The sequence below is a fragment of the Kitasatospora sp. NPDC088783 genome, from assembly GCF_044750705.1.
Classification (GTDB): domain Bacteria; phylum Actinomycetota; class Actinomycetes; order Streptomycetales; family Streptomycetaceae; genus Kitasatospora; species Kitasatospora fiedleri.
Map to the genome: position 1 here is coordinate 107,492 of NZ_JBIVKJ010000010.1, position 14,719 is coordinate 122,210.

Annotated in this window: 16 protein-coding genes; 5 read left to right on the forward strand and 11 right to left on the reverse strand. The window is 75.4% G+C overall.

What is annotated here, in order from left to right; translation table 11 throughout:
- Positions 1-3: 3 nt before the first annotated feature.
- From hisH to hisD, 5 genes are read right to left on the reverse strand one after another with little or no spacing between them, the layout of a single operon-like run.
- Positions 4-639: an imidazole glycerol phosphate synthase subunit HisH gene (hisH, locus tag ACIP60_RS26060; protein ID WP_400688324.1), complete on the reverse strand. Its 636-nt coding sequence runs from the start codon at positions 637-639 to the stop codon at positions 4-6.
- Between the two features lie 12 nt (positions 640-651).
- Entirely contained in the window at positions 652-795 is a 144-nt protein-coding gene (locus ACIP60_RS26065) for a hypothetical protein (RefSeq protein ID WP_400688326.1), read from the reverse strand.
- Entirely contained in the window at positions 795-1,388 is a 594-nt protein-coding gene (gene hisB, locus ACIP60_RS26070; protein ID WP_100835761.1) for an imidazoleglycerol-phosphate dehydratase HisB, read from the reverse strand. The genes ACIP60_RS26065 and hisB overlap by 1 nt, the downstream gene beginning before the upstream one ends.
- Positions 1,389-1,394: 6 nt before the next feature.
- Complete coding sequence (locus tag ACIP60_RS26075; RefSeq protein WP_400688329.1) at positions 1,395-2,495, reverse strand: histidinol-phosphate transaminase; 1,101 nt, start codon at positions 2,493-2,495, stop codon at positions 1,395-1,397.
- Positions 2,492-3,826 (reverse strand): histidinol dehydrogenase, encoded by a 1,335-nt coding sequence (hisD, locus tag ACIP60_RS26080; protein ID WP_400688331.1) that lies wholly within the window; start codon positions 3,824-3,826, stop codon positions 2,492-2,494. Before hisD ends, ACIP60_RS26075 begins: the two co-directional genes overlap by 4 nt.
- Positions 3,827-3,920: 94 nt before the next feature.
- Here hisD and ACIP60_RS26085 point away from each other — a divergent pair, with 94 nt between their 5' ends.
- From ACIP60_RS26085 to ybaK, 3 genes are all read left to right on the forward strand, one after another.
- Positions 3,921-5,582 (forward strand): oxidoreductase, encoded by a 1,662-nt coding sequence (locus ACIP60_RS26085; RefSeq protein WP_400688333.1) that lies wholly within the window; start codon positions 3,921-3,923, stop codon positions 5,580-5,582.
- 62 nt (positions 5,583-5,644) lie between these two features.
- The gene (locus tag ACIP60_RS26090; RefSeq protein ID WP_400688335.1) at positions 5,645-6,373 is read left to right on the forward strand and encodes an LON peptidase substrate-binding domain-containing protein; all 729 of its coding nucleotides are present in this window, start codon (positions 5,645-5,647) and stop codon (positions 6,371-6,373) included.
- Positions 6,374-6,381: 8 nt separating this feature from the next.
- Positions 6,382-6,873: a Cys-tRNA(Pro) deacylase gene (gene ybaK, locus ACIP60_RS26095; protein WP_400688337.1), complete on the forward strand. Its 492-nt coding sequence runs from the start codon at positions 6,382-6,384 to the stop codon at positions 6,871-6,873.
- Between the two features lie 25 nt (positions 6,874-6,898).
- Here the strand turns inward: ybaK and ACIP60_RS26100 are convergent, their stop codons facing one another.
- The 4 genes from ACIP60_RS26100 to ACIP60_RS26115 all read right to left on the reverse strand — a co-directional run bounded on the left by ACIP60_RS26100 (position 6,899) and on the right by ACIP60_RS26115 (position 10,684).
- Complete coding sequence (locus tag ACIP60_RS26100) at positions 6,899-7,552, reverse strand: DUF2567 domain-containing protein (protein ID WP_400688340.1); 654 nt, start codon at positions 7,550-7,552, stop codon at positions 6,899-6,901.
- A 112-nt stretch (positions 7,553-7,664) separates the two neighbouring features.
- Positions 7,665-8,459 carry an ABC transporter permease gene (locus ACIP60_RS26105; RefSeq protein WP_400688342.1) on the reverse strand — a complete coding sequence of 265 codons (795 nt, stop codon included), beginning with the start codon at positions 8,457-8,459 and terminating at the stop codon, positions 7,665-7,667.
- Positions 8,456-9,421 (reverse strand): ABC transporter ATP-binding protein, encoded by a 966-nt coding sequence (locus ACIP60_RS26110; RefSeq protein ID WP_400688344.1) that lies wholly within the window; start codon positions 9,419-9,421, stop codon positions 8,456-8,458. Before ACIP60_RS26110 ends, ACIP60_RS26105 begins: the two co-directional genes overlap by 4 nt.
- 66 nt (positions 9,422-9,487) lie before the next feature.
- Positions 9,488-10,684 carry an NYN domain-containing protein gene (locus tag ACIP60_RS26115; protein ID WP_400688627.1) on the reverse strand — a complete coding sequence of 399 codons (1,197 nt, stop codon included), beginning with the start codon at positions 10,682-10,684 and terminating at the stop codon, positions 9,488-9,490.
- 143 nt (positions 10,685-10,827) lie between these two features.
- Here ACIP60_RS26115 and ACIP60_RS26120 point away from each other — a divergent pair, with 143 nt between their 5' ends.
- Positions 10,828-11,622, forward strand: a complete 795-nt coding sequence (locus ACIP60_RS26120) for a hypothetical protein (protein ID WP_400688346.1) — start codon at positions 10,828-10,830, stop codon at positions 11,620-11,622.
- Between the two features lie 91 nt (positions 11,623-11,713).
- Here ACIP60_RS26120 and ACIP60_RS26125 read toward each other — a convergent pair whose 3' ends face one another.
- Together ACIP60_RS26125 and ACIP60_RS26130 are read right to left on the reverse strand one after the other, a co-directional pair.
- The gene (locus ACIP60_RS26125; RefSeq protein WP_400688348.1) at positions 11,714-12,760 is read right to left on the reverse strand and encodes an aspartate-semialdehyde dehydrogenase; all 1,047 of its coding nucleotides are present in this window, start codon (positions 12,758-12,760) and stop codon (positions 11,714-11,716) included.
- A 169-nt stretch (positions 12,761-12,929) separates the two neighbouring features.
- A complete protein-coding gene (locus ACIP60_RS26130; RefSeq protein ID WP_400688350.1) occupies positions 12,930-13,757 on the reverse strand; it encodes a dihydrodipicolinate synthase family protein in 828 nt (275 codons plus the stop codon).
- A 72-nt stretch (positions 13,758-13,829) separates the two neighbouring features.
- Between ACIP60_RS26130 and ACIP60_RS26135 the strand changes: the two genes are divergently transcribed.
- The gene (locus ACIP60_RS26135; RefSeq protein WP_100835771.1) at positions 13,830-14,714 is read left to right on the forward strand and encodes a LysR family transcriptional regulator; all 885 of its coding nucleotides are present in this window, start codon (positions 13,830-13,832) and stop codon (positions 14,712-14,714) included.
- The last annotated feature ends 5 nt before the right edge of the window (positions 14,715-14,719 follow it).

Genomic DNA, 14,719 nt, shown 5'->3' on the forward strand with positions numbered 1-14,719 from the left:
TCGTCAGAGGGTGTCGACCCAGTTGGTCAGCAGGGCGGCGCCGGCGTCGCCGGACTTCTCGGGGTGGAACTGGGTGGCCCAGAGCGGGCCGTTCTCCACGGCGGCGACGAACGGCTGCCCGTGGGTGGCCCAGGTGACCCTGGGGGCGCGGATCTTCTCCGAGTGGGTCTCCAGCACCCAGTGCCGCACGCCGTAGGAGTGCACGAAGTAGAACCGGGTGTCGGCGTCCATCCCGGCGAACATCCGGGTGTCGGCGGGCGCGTCGACGGTGTTCCAGCCCATGTGCGGGACGACCGGCGCGTCCAGCGGCTCGACGGTGCCGGGCCACTCGTCGCAGCCGGCGGTCTCCACGCCGTGCTCGACGCCCTTCTCGAACAGGATCTGCATGCCGACGCAGATGCCGAGCACCGGGCGTCCGCCGGCCAGCCGGCGGCCGATGACCTGCTCGCCGCGGACGGCCTTCAGGCCGCGCATGCACGCCTCGAAGGCACCGACGCCGGGCACCAGCAGGCCGTCGGCGTCCAGCGCCCGCTGGAAGTCCGAGGTGACGGTGACGGTGGCACCGGTGCGCTCGACGGCGCGCTGGGCGGAGCGCAGGTTGCCGGAGCCGTAGTCCAGCACCACGACGTTCTTGGACATCTGTGGGGTCTCCTAGAGGCGCATGATGCCGGCGGCCAGGCACATGGCCGAGGCGAAGGCGAGGACGAGGACGACGCCCTTGGGCAGCTTCTGCTTCCAGAACGACCAGACGCCGCCCGCGAAGAAGAGCCCGAGGACGATCAGCAGCGTCGCCATCAGAGCGCGCCCTTGGTGGAGGGCAGGATGCCGGCGGCGCGCGGGTCGCGCTCGGAGGCGTAGCGCAGCGCCCGGGCCAGCGCCTTGAACTGGCACTCGACGATGTGGTGCGCGTTGCGGCCGTACGGGACGTGCACGTGCAGGGCGACCTGCGCCTGGGCGACGAAGGACTCCAGGATGTGCCGGGTCATCGTGGTGTCGTACGAGCCGATCATCGGGGCCATCTGCTCGGGCTCGGTGTGCACCAGGTACGGGCGGCCGGAGAGGTCGACGGTGACCTGGGCCAGCGACTCGTCCAGCGGGACGGTGCAGTTGCCGAACCGGTAGATGCCGACCTTGTCGCCGAGCGCCTGCTTGAAGGCGGCGCCGAGCGCGAGGGCGGTGTCCTCGATGGTGTGGTGGGTGTCGATGTGCAGGTCGCCCTCGGTCTTGACGGTGAGGTCGAAGAGGCCGTGGCGGCCGAGCTGGTCGAGCATGTGGTCGTAGAAGCCGACGCCCGTGGAGACGTCCGTCTTGCCGGTTCCGTCGAGGTCGATCTCGACCAGGACGGAGGTCTCCTTGGTGGTGCGTTCGACGCGGCCGATGCGGGACATGCGGGGTTACAGCTCCTTGGTTGCAAGCGAGACGGCGCTCAGGAACGCGTCGTTCTCGGCGGGGGTGCCGGCGGTGACGCGCAGCCAGCCGGGGACGCCGTTGTCGCGGATCAGCACGCCCTGGTCGAGGATCGCCTGCCACACCGCGCGGGTGTCGGCGAAGCGGCCGAACTGGATGAAGTTGGCGTCGGAGTCGGTGACGTCGAGGCCCAGCCCGCGCAGCGCGAGCACCACCCGGTCGCGCTCGGACTTGAGCCGGTCGACGTAGCCGAGCAGGGTGTCGGTGTGCTCCAGGCAGGCCAGCGCGGTGGCCTGGGTGACGGCCGACAGGTGGTAGGGCAGCCGGACCAGCTGCACCGCGTCCACCACGGCCGGGTCGGCGGCCAGGTAGCCGAGCCGCAGCCCGGCCGCGCCGAACGCCTTGGACATGGTGCGGCTGATCACCAGGTTCGGGCGGCCTTCGAGCAGCGGCAGCAGCGAGGCGCGGTGCGAGAACTCGACGTACGCCTCGTCGACCACCACCATGCTGGGCCCGGCGGCCTGCGCGGCCTCGTACAGGGCGAGCACGGTGTCGGCCGCGACGGCGGTGCCGGTCGGGTTGTTCGGCGAGCAGACGAAGACCACGTCCGGGCGCAGCTCGGCGATGGCCGCCCGGGCCGCGTCCAGGTCGATGGTGAAGTCCTCGTTGCGCGGGCCGGAGACCCAGCCGGTGCCGGTGCCGCGGGCGATCAGGGCGTGCATCGAGTACGAGGGCTCGAAGCCGATCGCGGTGCGGCCGGGCCCGCCGAAGGTCTGCAGCAGCTGCTGGAGCACCTCGTTGGAGCCGTTGGCGGCCCACACCTGGTCCTTGGTGACCGGGAAGCCGGTGGTGTCGCTCAGGTACGCCGCCAGGCCGGTGCGCAGTTCGACCGCGTCCCGGTCCGGGTAGCGGTTGAGCTGCCGGGCGGCTTCGGCGACCCGCTCGGCGATCCGGGCCACCAGCGGCTCGGGAAGCGGGTACGGGTTCTCGTTGGTGTTCAGCTGGACGGGCACGTCCAACTGCGGTGCGCCGTACGGGGACTGGCCGCGCAGCTCGTCGCGGACGGGGAGGTCGTCGATCTTCGTCACGAGGTGGGAACCGTCCAGTCGCTGTGCCAGTGTTGTTCGTCTCCGACGAAACGCGCCTTCACGGCGTCGCCGTGGCCGGGCAGGTCCTCGGCCTCGGACAGGTTGACCACGTGCGCGGCGATCCCGGCCAGCGCTTCGCGGTCGTACTCGACCACCTGGACGCCGCGCAGGAAGGTCTGCACGGACAGGCCGGAGGAGTGGCAGGCGCAGCCGCCGGTGGGCAGCACGTGGTTGGAGCCGGCCGCGTAGTCGCCCAGCGAGACCGGGGTGAAGCGGCCGAGGAAGATCGCGCCCGCGTTGCGGACCCGCTCGGAGACGGCGTGCGGGTCGGCGGTCTGGATCTCCAGGTGCTCGGCGGCGTAGGCGTTGACCACCGCGAGGCCCTGCTCCAGGTCGTCGACCAGGATGATGCCGGACTGCGGGCCGCCGAGCGCCTCGGCCACCCGCTCGGAGTGCCGGGTGCGGGCGACCTGCGCCTTGAGCTCGGCCTCGACGGCGTCGGCCAGCAGCGGGGAGGCGGTGACCAGCACCGAGCCGGAGGTCGGGCCGTGCTCGGCCTGGCTGATCAGGTCGGCGGCGACCTCCGCGGCGTCCGCGGTGTCGTCGGCGAGCACCATGATCTCGGTCGGGCCGGCCTCCGAGTCGATGCCGATCCGGCCGGCGAACAGGCGCTTGGCGGCGGCGACGTAGATGTTGCCGGGGCCGGTGACCAGGTTGACCGGCGCGCACTCCTCGGTGCCGAGCGCGAACATCGCGACCGCCTGGGCGCCGCCGACCGCGTACACCTCGTCCACGCCGAGCAGCGCGCAGGCCGCCAGGATGGTCGGGTGGACCCGGCCGCCGAACGCCTTCTGCGGCGGCGAGGTGACGGCGATGCCGGCCACCCCGGCCTCCTGGGCGGGCACCACGTTCATCACCACGGAGGACGGGTAGACCGCCAGGCCGCCCGGCACGTACAGGCCGACCCGGTCGACCGGCACCCAGCGCTGGGTGACGGTGCCGCCGGGCACCACCTGCGTGGTGTGCCCGACCCGGCGCTGGTCGGCGTGCACGGCGCGGGCCCGGCGGATCGACTCCTCCAGCGCGGCGCGGACCTTCGGGTCCAGCTGCTCCAGCGCCTCGGCGATCCGCTCCGCGGGGACGCGGGTGGACTCCAGCCGGACGCCGTCGAAGCGCTCGGTGATCTCGATCAGCGCCGCGACCCCGCGATGGCGCACGTCCTCGGCGATCGGCCGCACCTTCTCCAGGGCGGCTTCGACGTCGAACTCGGCACGGGGGAGCACGTCGCGCGGGTCCGTGGAGGAGCCGCGGAGGTCGATTCGAGAGATCACAGGCCCAAGTGTAAGGAGTGGCGAAAACCGGCAGCCCGGCATTTCAGTCCGTGATACGAAGGGTGAGACGAGACCAAGATCATCGGGGGACGCGGTGGAGCAGGCACCGGACGACTGGACCGACACCGAGCGCGGCCTGTGGGACGCCTTCCGGCACGGCGAGGTGTACGACCTGCGGGCCGGGAGCGGCCCGGTCGAGCTGCTGCTCCCCGCCCCCGCCGGGCGGGCCGTCCGCCCGGCGGGGGCGGACGGCCCCGGCCACGGCCCGGACGACCCGTTCACCGGCGCGCCGTGGGGCCCGGAGCGCACCGTCCGCGCCGAGGTGATCGCCCGGCTGCTGCTGCACGGCCCGGAGGCCGCCCCCGGCAAGGTCACCGCGCTCAAGCTCACCGGCGCCCGGATCACCGGCGAGTTCACCCTGGCCGGCGGCCGGATCGGCTGCTACGTCGAGTTCCAGCTCTGCCGCTTCGAACGCAAGCTGCTGCTCTCCGAGGCCACCGCCGGCACCCTGCGGATCGTCTCCTGCGCCCTGCCCCGGCTGGAGGGCTCCCGGCTGGCCACCGAGGGCGACGTGCACCTCGCCCGCTGCGGCATACCCGGCGGCATCCGGCTCACCGACGCCCGGATCGGCACCGACCTGCTGCTCAACCAGTCCGCCGTCGGCCCCGACGCGTACGGGCGGGCGGTCTCCGCCGACGGGCTCACCGTCAACCAGGACTGCGAGGCCGAACGGATCGAGCTGCTCGGCGAGCTGAGCCTGCGCTCGGCCCGGATCGGCGGCCGGCTCTCGCTGCGCGGCAGCTCGCTGCGGGCCGTTGGCCCGGACAACCCGAACGCGCTCAACGCGGCCCGGATCACCGTCGGCCACACCCTGTACCTGTCCGGCTCGGAGGACGCCAACTGGGCCGGCTCGCGCACCGTCTACGGCTCCGGCTACGGGGAGCCCGCGGGCACCGGGCACTACCGGGACACCACCCACACCCCGTTCCGCGCCCGGGGCCGGATCCGGCTCTCCGACGGGCGCTTCGACAACGCCTGCCTGATCACCGGTGCCGAGTTCCACCTCGGCCCAGGCGAGGAACTCGCGCTCAGCCGGATCCAGACCCCCGAACTCCGCTTCGCCTGCGACGCCCCGCCCACCGGCCCGGTCACCCTCAACCGGGCCCGGATCGGCAACCTGGTCGACTCGCCCGACGCCTGGCCCACCGCGCACCACGTCTCGCTCACCGGCTTCACCTACGAGTCGCTGCGCCCCGTCGGCCCCTTCCCGCTGGAGCGCCGGATCGCCTGGGTCGACTCCGGCCGGGAGTTCCGCCCCGAGGCGTACGAGCAGCTCGCCGCCGCCCTGCGCCGCGACGGCGCCGACGAGGACGCCCGCGCCGTCCTGCACGCCAAGCAGCGCCGCCGCCGGCACACCCTGCCGCTGCCCGGCCGGATCTGGGGCCACCTCCAGGACGCCGCCGTCGGCTACGGCTACCGCCCCGGCCGGGCCGCCGCCTGGCTGGTGCTGGCCTGGGCACTGGGCACCGCGTACTTCGCCGGGCACGAGCCCGCGCCGCTCAAGGCCGACGAGAAGGTGGTCTGGAACCCGGCCCTGTACGCGGCCGGCAAGGTCCTCCCGCTGATCGACCTCGGCCAGAACGGCTGGAACCCGGACCGCACCGGCCAGTGGGTCGCCACCGCCCTGGTGCTGACCGGCTGGGTGCTCGCCACCACCGCCGTGGCCGGCGTCACCCGGCTGCTCCAGCGCGGCTGACGCCCCCGGCCGCGAGCGAACCGCGGCGCGGCGGCGGCCCGCCGCCAACTACGCTGTCCGCCGTGACTGATCGGCTCCCGCTCTTCCCGCTCAACACGGTCCTGTACCCGGGCCTGGTGATGCCCCTGCACGTCTTCGAGGAGCGCTACCGCCACCTGGTCGCCGATCTCCTGGAACAGCCCGAGGACGCACCGCGCCGCTTCGGCGTGGTCGCCGTCAAGGACGGCCGGGGAACCACCCCGGTCCGCGAGAGCGAGGGCCCGGCGGGCCCGCTGGAGGGCCTCGGCGCCCCCGGCGGCGATCCGCTGGACGCCCTGTACGCGGTCGGCTGCGTCGCCGACGTCGCCTCCGTCCGCGAGCAGCCCGAGGGCCGGTACGAACTGCTGATCACCGGCACCACCCGGTTCCGGCTGCGCGCCCTCGACGCCACCGGCCCCTACCTGGTCGGCGAGGTCTCGGTGCTCCCCGAGGAGCCGGGCGAGGGCTCCGGCGCGCTCGCCGCCGGCGTCGAACGCGCCTTCCGCACCTACCAGAAGCGGCTGGCCGGGGCCCGCGAGGCCACCCTCAGCGGCGAACCCGAGCTCCCCGACGACCCGCAGGTGCTCTCCTACCTGGTCGCCGCCGCCACCTCGCTCTCCACCAAGGACAAGCAGGAACTCCTCGCCTGCCCCGACACCGCCCAGCGCCTGACCCGCGAACTCGCCCTGCTCCGGCACGAGAGCGCGGTGCTCGCGAAACTCCCCTCGCTGCCCGCCGCCGAACTCACCCGCCAGGCGTTCAGCCCCAACTGAGGACCTCCGTGGCCAAGAAGAAGTCCCCCGGCGGCACCCCCGCCACCGTCGCCCTCGACACCGCCGGCGTCCCGTTCACCGTCCACGAGTACGCCCACGACCCGGCCGCCGCCTCCTACGGCGCGGAGGCCGCCGAGGCGATGGGCGTCTCCCCCGGCCGGGTGTTCAAGACCCTGCTCGCCGAGACCGACGGCACCCTCGCCGTCGCCGTCGTCCCGGTCTCCGGCCGGCTCGACCTCAAGGCGCTGGCCGCCGCGCTCGGCGCCAAGCGCGCCGCCATGGCCGACCCGGCCGCCGCCGAGCGCTCCACCGGCTACGTGGTCGGCGGCATCTCCCCGCTCGGCCAGCGCCGCAGGCTGCGCACCGTCATCGACTCCGGCGTCCTCGCCCACCCCACCGTCTTCGTCTCCGCCGGCCGCCGCGGCACCGAGGTCGAACTCGCCCCGGCCGACCTGGTCCGCCTCACCGACGCGCTGACCGCCCCCATCGCGCGGAAGTGAACCCCGGGAGCCCGGGGGCCGGGGCTCAGGCCCGGTCGGCCGGGGGCGGCCCCGGCACCGGCCCCGGGGTCTCCCAGTACGGGGGGCGGTCCGGCTCGCGCTTGCCGAACGTCGCGGAGAGGGCGAGCAGCAGGATCATGGCCGTCATCGGCCAGACCATCAGCGCCCCCTTCGCGGTGAGCTCCAGCGGCCCGTCGAAGGTGCCGCCGTTGCCGACGGACAGCGCGTGGGCGCGCAGGTCGGAGGTGGCACCGAGGTGGGTGCCGAGCTGCCAGGCGATCACCGAGCCGAGCAGGCCGCCGACGGCCAGGCCGACGGCGACGGCGACACCGCCGCCGCGGGCGCGGGTCCACAGGAAGGCGCCGAGCGAGGTGAGCAGGCCGAGGCCGAGGCCGAGCAGCGAGAAGACGCCGACCGCGCCGATCAGCTCCTCGCCCTCCGGGTCCCGGTAGAGGATGTGGTCGTCCTGGACGGCGTAGCCGACCCGGGGGGCGAGCCAGAACCAGAGCAGGCCGAGCACCACGCCGAGGACCGCTCCGACGAGGGTGATGATCGCTCCGATCCGCAGTTCGGGGCCGATCGGCGGCCGCTTCGCGCGGTCGGACGGCTGCGGCGGGAAGGGCGGGGCGAAGGGGTCCGGCCCGGGCGAGCTACCCGCGGGTGTGTTCGGTACGGTCACGGGCCCATCGTTTCATGTCGGCCCGGGCGGATGTCGATCTCGACGGGACAACGACCACGGCGAACGACCCACCCGCCGGCCGGGCGGTGTCCCGCCCCCCGTCCCGGCCGGGTCAGCTCGCGGCGCGCCGGTACGCCCAGGTGGCGAGGGTGAGCGAGACCAGGCCGACCGCGCCGCAGACGCCGAGGTCGAGGGTGATCCGGGCCCAGTCGGGGTGCGGGGCGAAGGTGAGCGCGAAGGCGTCGACGCCGTAGCTGGAGGGCAGCAGGTCGCGCAGCCACCGGACCGGCTCGGGGAGCCGGGAGGCGGGCAGGACGCCGAGCAGCAGGGCGGCGGACATGCCGAGCTGTCCGGCGAGGGTGGCGAGCTCCTGGCGGGGGGCGAGCAGGCCGAGGGCGGCGCCGAGGCCGGCCAGCGCGGCGCCGGCGAGCGGGATCACCGCGAGCAGGACCCACAGCCGGGCGAGGGGCAGTCCGAACATCCAGCAGCCGGCGCCGGCGGTGACGAAGACCCCGGGCACGGTGAAGGAGGCGTAGGCGGCGGCGGTGCCGAGCACCACGGAGGCGGGCGGCACCGGCAGGGTCGCGTAGTGGTCGAGGCCGCCGGTGGCGCGCAGCCGGCCGAAGTACTGGGCGAGCAGGTTGAGCGCGACGAAGGCGACCACCAGGACGGCGGAGCCGGCCACCACGGCGTGCGCGGAGGGGTTGTCGCCGGCGTCGACGACGCCGCGCATCATCACCAGGATGCCGATCGACTGGAAGGTGGCGACGAACAGCAGCGGGATCCGGGAGACCTTGGCGCGGGCCAGCTGGGCCCGGTAGACGGCGGCCAGCGCGGGCAGCAGCCGGGCGGCGGGGGCGAGCGGCGCGGGCGCGGTGGTGACGGCGGGGGCGTCGAGCAGGGTCATCGGGCGAGTCCTCCGGGCCGGCCGCCGAGCCGGAGGTAGGCGTCCTCCAGGGTGGGGGTGGCGAGGGTGAAGTCGTCGAGGGCGGCGAAGGCGGGTCCGGTGGTGACGGCGGCGACCAGTTCGCGGGCCTCGTCGGGGGTGGTGCGCAGGGTCCAGCGGCGGCCGGTGCGTTCGGCGCGCTCGGCGAGGGCGGCGACGGCGGGGACGGTCAGCGGGGCGTCGGTGCGCCAGACCAGGTCGAGCCGGACGTGGCCGTCGACCAGGGCCTTGAGGCCGCCGGGCGTGTCGCAGGCGATGACCTTGCCGGCGTCGATCACGGCGACCCGGTCGAGGACGGTCTCGGCCTCGATGACGTTGTGGGTGACCAGCAGCACGGTGGTGCCGCGTTCGGCGCGGCGGCGGTCGACGGCGCTCCAGACGGCGCGGCGGGCGAGCGGGTCCATGCCGGTGGTGGGTTCGTCCAGGACCAGCAGCGGGCGTTCGCCGATCAGGACGGCGGCGAAGCAGGCGAGCCGGCGCTGGCCGCCGGAGAGTTTGGCGAGCGGGCGGTGGGCGAGCGGTTCGAGGCCGAGTTCGGTGATCACCTCGGCGGTCTCGGCCCGGGCGGCGGCCCGGGACAGGCCGCGCAGCCGGCCGGTGGTCTCGGCGGCCAGGGCGACGGTGAGCTCGTCGAGGGCGGTGGACTCCTGCCCGAGGTAGCCGAGCAGCCGGGCGGCCCGTTCGGGGTGCCGGACGACGTCGTGGCCGAGCAGGTCGACCGTCCCGGCGTCGGGGCGGAGCAGGCCGGTGAGCTGGCGCACCAGGGTGGACTTGCCGGCGCCGTTGGGTCCGAGCAGGCCGAAGACCTCACCGCGGCGGACGGCGAGGTCGATGCCGTCGTTGGCCCTGACCTCGGTGCCGCCCGTCCGGTAGGTCTTGACCAGGCCGCTGACCGTGCAGCAGCCCTGAGGTGCCTTGCTCACGACGGAAGACTCTACGCGCCGTAAAGGGCGTTCCGGACACGCGGGGTGGGCAAGTCGGCCCGGGCGTCAGCTGTCCTGCCGGGCCTGCGCGGTGGGCCGGGTGTCGGGGACGCGGGCGGCGAGCTCCTTCCAGAAGCCCTCCCGGATGGCGTACCTGTCCTGCTCGTCGATCTGGTCCTCCTTGTGCGCGAGCAGGCCGAACCGGGCGGCGTAGCGCAGCAGTTCGCCGTCCAGGCGGTGCGGGATGCGCGGGTGGTCGGTCCACAGCAGGGCGGGGCGCTCGGTGGCGGCGAGGCGGTCGAGCCAGCGGCGGGCGAAGACCTGGCCGACCTCCTGCGGGTCGCCGCCGACGCTGGTGATGTCCTCCTCGCGGTCGGCCCAGCGCTGGGCGGAGGTGGTGATCCGGTCCAGGGTGGGCAGCGCGTCGGCGGCGGTGGCGGTGTCGGCGCGCTCGACCCAGCCGCGCTCGGAGGACCAGCGCAGCACCGGGCCGGCGGCGGCCGGGGCGGGGTCGGGGGGCGGGCCGGGGGCGGCGCGTCCGGCCAGGTCCTTGGGGGTGGGGATGACCCGCAGCGGGGCGCTGCGGGCGGCCGTCGCGGCGGCCGTCGCGGCGGCGGGTGCGGGGACGGCCGCGGCGGCGGGCAGCAGCGGGACGGGGCGGGGCCGGGGTGCGGCGGGCAGCACCGCGACGGGGGCGACCGGCTCGGCGGCGGCCTCCCGGGGGCGGGCCCAGCGCTGGATCCAGGCGCGGTCCAGCACCCGGCGCTCGTCGGCCTCGCCGACCAGTTCCTCGGACTGGTTGAAGTCCCCGTCGGCGGCCTCCAGCGCCCACAGGTGGACGGCGACGCCGTGCTCCTTGGCGGAGGCGACGCCGGGCAGCAGGTCGCCGTCCCCGGTGACCAGCACCACGTCGGCGCAGGCGTGGTTGCGGGCGAGTTCGCTGAGTTCGGCGTGCATCGCGGCGTCCACGCCCTTCTGCACCCACCGGCCCTCGGCCCGGGTGAGCGCGCCCAGCCGGACGGTGACCCGGGGCAGTACCCGCAGCCGGCGGTGCTCGGGGGCGGGGCGGCGGTCGACGGCGGCGTCGAACCAGTAGATCCGCAGCAGCGGCAGGCCGGTCTCCGTCTCGGCGCGCTCGCGCAGCGCGGTGATCAGCACCGGGTGGTCGACGGCGATCCGGGCCCGGCCGGGCTCCCCCGCGAGCAGGCTGGCGGCCGCGCCCAGCAGGTAGCCCGCGTCGACCAGGACGACGCAGCGGTCCATCTCCGGCACCTCCTCCTCGGCCCGGGCCCCGGCGGTGGGGCGCCGCCCGGCGGCCCGGCGACCGTTGGGCACACCTTTCCCCTCCGTCCGCCCGCCGAACCGCGCCGCGCCCGCCGCGCGCCGACCCTGGATACTGGGACACCGTGCGGAAGAGTGCGGTGGTGCTGTGCGCGGTGGCGGCGATCGGGGCGGTGGCGGTCGTCCTGGTCCCGGCGACCTCGCCGGAGACCTCCAGCGGGGACACCGAGCTGGTGTCGGTGGTGGTCAACCACGGCCGCACGGTCGAGCTGGGCCCGGCCGAGACCCGCTCCGTCCCGGTGGAGGTGACGGCGAGCGACCGCTCGGGCATCCGCGCGGTGGACCCGATCGGCCTGTGGGGGCCCAACTACGGGACGTTGAAGGTCGGCCCGATGTCCTGCGTCCCGCTGGACGCGGCCGGGACCACGGCCCGGTGCAGCGGTGAGGCGGTGATCGCGGCCGGCTCGCGGGCGCTCTTCGACGACCAGGCCGGGACCTGGTTCGTCGACCTGCGGATCCGGGCCGCCGACGGCGACCGGTACGTGTCGAAGAACGCCGCCGGTTTCTCGCTCAAGCGCACCGCCGGGTTCGACCTGGCGTCGGTGGTCCCGGCCCGGGCGGCGGTGGGCGAGGCGGTCACCGTCCGGGGGCGCCTGCGGCGCGCGGACTGGGACCGCGACGCCGAGGTGCCCCAGCAGGGCACCACCGCCTACCTGCAGTTCCGGCCGGCCGGCAGCAGCACCTGGAGCACCCTGGCCAGCACCGGCACGGACGCCGACGGGCTGCTGTCGCTGAACGTGCCGGTGCGCGGCCCGGGCGCGTTCCAGTGGTACGCGCCGGGCGACAAGTGGACGGGGAGCGCCCTGTCGGAGGTGCTGCCGCTGCGGGTCGACGCGCCGGAGTCGCACCCGGGCCGGTGAGCCCGGCCGCGGGCGCGAGGGGCCGCGGCCCGCGGACGCGACGGGCCCCCGGGCGGGTGCCCGGGGGCCCGTCGGGGCGGGGGCGCCGGGGTCAGCCGCGCAGCTCGGCGGCGACCAGCTCGGCGATCTGCACGGCGTTGAGCGCCGCGCCCTTGCGCAGGTTGTCGTTGGACAGGAACAGCGACAGGCCGTGCTCCACCGTCTCGTCGGCCCGGATCCGGCCGACGTAGCTCGGGTCCTGGCCGGCGGCCTGGAGCGGGGTGGGGATGTCGGTCAGCGCGACGCCGGGGGCGCCGGCCAGCAGCTCGACGGCGCGCTCGGGGGCGAGCGGGCGGGCGAAGCGGGCGTTGACCTGGAGCGAGTGGCCGGTGAAGACCGGGACGCGCACGCAGGTGCCGGAGACCTTGAGCCCGGGGATGCCGAGGATCTTGCGGCTCTCGTGGCGGAGCTTCTGCTCCTCGTCGGTCTCGTTGCTGCCGTCGTCGACGATCGACCCGGCGAGCGGGACGACGTTGAAGGCGATCGGGCGCTGGTAGACGCCGGGCTCGGGGTACTCGACGGCGGCGCCGTCGTGGACCAGCGCGGTGGCGCCGTCGACCACCTTGCGGGCCTGCTCGTGCAGCTCGGAGACGCCGGCCAGGCCGGAGCCGGAGACCGCCTGGTAGGTGGAGACCACCAGCGCGACCAGCTCGGACTCCTCGTGCAGCGGGCGCAGCACCGGCATCGCGGCCATGGTGGTGCAGTTGGGGTTGGCGATGATGCCCTTGGGGCGCTCGGTGATCGCCTCGGGGTTGACCTCGGCGACGACCAGCGGGACCTCGGGGTCGCGGCGCCAGGCGGAGGAGTTGTCGATGACGACGGCTCCGGCGGCGGCGACCTCGGGGGCCAGCGCCTTGGAGGTGGCGCCGCCCGCCGAGAAGATCACGATGTCCAGGCCGCTGTAGTCGGCCGTGGCGGCGTCCTCGACGGTGATCTCGGTGTCCTTCCAGGGCAGGGCGCGCCCCGCCGAGCGGGCCGAGGCGAACAGCCGCAGCTGCTCGACCGGGCCCAATGGACCGTTCAAGTCGGCCCGCTCCGCCAGGATCTCGCGGACCACGCCGCCGACCTGACCGGTGGCACCTACGATGCCGATCCTCATCCGTCTCTCCTCCTGCTACCGGTTGGGCCGGTTGTCCCGGCCCATCATGCCTTGTCAGGGCGGGTTCCGGCGGGGGCGTCCCAAAGCGTGAACGCTTCCCGTCCGAGGCGGAAATCCCTCCTGCGCAGGTGCCCGCCCACCGGAAATCCTGCGCGTGGTCGCGCGGTTCTCAGGCGTGCGCGAGCAGCGGCAGCCGCACCGCGGGCGTCGGGATGCGTCCGGCGCGGTGCAGCAGCGCCTTGAGCGCGGTCGGGTTCGGCCCGGTGAAGGCCGACCGGGAGACCTCGGCGAGTTCGGCGCCGAGGGTGCGGGCGCGGGCCGCGTCGCCGTCCGCCCAGGCCCGGTGCAGGGCGGCGAACCGGGCGGTCTCCAGGTGGGCGGAGGCCAGGATGCCGCCGTCGGCGCCGAGGGCCAGCAGCGGGGAGAGGAACAGGTCGTCGCCGGCCAGCACGCCGCGCGGGGCGGCGGCCAGCAGCGCGATCGTCTGCTCGTCGATGCCGCCGGCCGAGTACTTGACTCCGGCCACGCCGGGCAGCGCGAGCAGGTCCAGCAGGGCGGCGGCGCCCAGCGGCTGACCGGTGCGGTACGGGATGTGGTAGACCACCAGCGGCAGCGGGCTGGTCGCGGCGAGGGCCCGGAAGTGGGCCAGGACGCCGGCCTCGCCGGGCCGGACGAAGGCGGGGACGGCGACCAGCGCGGCGTCGGCCCGGCCGTCCAGGGCGGCCAGTGCCTCGGCGGTGCGGGCGGTGCCGCCGTGGCCGGCGCCGACGGTGAGCGGCGCGCCGTGCGCGTCGCAGGCCCGGCGGCAGACCTCGACCACCGCGTCCTGCTCGGCGGTGGTCAGCGAGCCGGGTTCGCCGGTGGTGCCGAGGGCGACCAGGCCGGCGGCGCCGTCCGCGAGCAGGTCGCGGGCGAGCCGTTCCAGGGCGTCGAGGGCGACGGCGCCGTCGGCGGTGAAGGGCGTGACCAGCGGGACGTGGATGCCGTGCAGTTCCATGCGGGGAAGCCTGCCGGGCGGCGACCGTGCGGGTCCAGTTCACATTTCCGATGCTTCTCGTAAGCTGGGCCGATGCTCGAGGTGCGAAGGCTGCGGTTGCTGCGCGAACTGGCCCGGCTGGGGACGATCGCGGCGGTCGCCGAGGCGCTGGCGTTCAGTCCTTCGGCGGTGTCCCAGCAGCTGTCGGTGCTGGAGCGGGAGGCGGGGGTGCCGCTGCTGGAGCGGACCGGGCGGCGGGTGGCGCTGACCCCGGCGGGGCGGAACCTGGTGCGGCACACCGAGGCGGTGCTGGAGCTGCTGGAGCGGGCGGACGCCGAGCTGGCGCACGCCCGCAGCGGGCCGGCCGGGCCGCTGCGGATCGGCGCCTACCCGTCCGCGGTGCGCGCCCTGGTGCCGGCGGCGCTGGCCGAGCTGGCGGCCCGGCACCCGGAGCTGGAGCCGATGGTGAGCGAGGTGGACCCGGCGGCGGTGGCCGGGGCGCTGCGGGCGGGCGAGCTGGACGTGGCGCTGGTGCACGAGTACGACCTGGTGCCGGGCGAGCCGGAGGAGGGGATCGCGCTGACCGGCCCGGTGTTCGCCGAGCCGCTGTACCTGGCGGCCCGCTCCGGCGGCGCCCTGGCCGAGCACCGGGACAGCCCGTGGATCACCGCCCCGGCCGGGACGCTGTGCCACGCGATGGTGCAGCGGGTCTGCCAGGCGGCCGGGTTCGCGCCGCGGGTGCGCCACCTGGTGGACGACTTCGCGGCCCAGCTGGCCCTGGTGGCGGTGGGCCAGGGGGTGGCGCTGGTGCCGCAGTTGGGCGTGGACCGGTGCCCGCCGGGCGTGGCGCTGACCCGGCTGCCGCTGTACCGGCGCACCCGGACCGCGTTCCGGGCCGGCGGGGCCGCGCACCCGGCGGTGGCGGCCTTCGCGGCGGCCCTGCACGCGGCGGTCCCGGCCGGGCTGCGCTCCTCCTGACGTCC

What these genes read in the sequence shown, in the direction of transcription:
- hisH (WP_400688324.1), bottom strand. Translation starts at nt 639, where the DNA reads ATGTCCAAGAACGTCGTGGTGCTGGACTACGGCTCCGGCAACCTGCGC.
- ACIP60_RS26065 (WP_400688326.1), bottom strand. Translation starts at nt 795, where the DNA reads ATGGCGACGCTGCTGATCGTCCTCGGGCTCTTCTTCGCGGGCGGCGTC.
- hisB (WP_100835761.1), bottom strand. Translation starts at nt 1,388, where the DNA reads ATGTCCCGCATCGGCCGCGTCGAACGCACCACCAAGGAGACCTCCGTC.
- ACIP60_RS26105 (WP_400688342.1), bottom strand. Translation starts at nt 8,459, where the DNA reads ATGACCCTGCTCGACGCCCCCGCCGTCACCACCGCGCCCGCGCCGCTC.
- ACIP60_RS26115 (WP_400688627.1), bottom strand. Translation starts at nt 10,684, where the DNA reads ATGGACCGCTGCGTCGTCCTGGTCGACGCGGGCTACCTGCTGGGCGCG.
- ACIP60_RS26125 (WP_400688348.1), bottom strand. Translation starts at nt 12,760, where the DNA reads ATGAGGATCGGCATCGTAGGTGCCACCGGTCAGGTCGGCGGCGTGGTC.
- ACIP60_RS26130 (WP_400688350.1), bottom strand. Translation starts at nt 13,757, where the DNA reads ATGGAACTGCACGGCATCCACGTCCCGCTGGTCACGCCCTTCACCGCC.
- ACIP60_RS26135 (WP_100835771.1), top strand. Translation starts at nt 13,830, where the DNA reads ATGCTCGAGGTGCGAAGGCTGCGGTTGCTGCGCGAACTGGCCCGGCTG.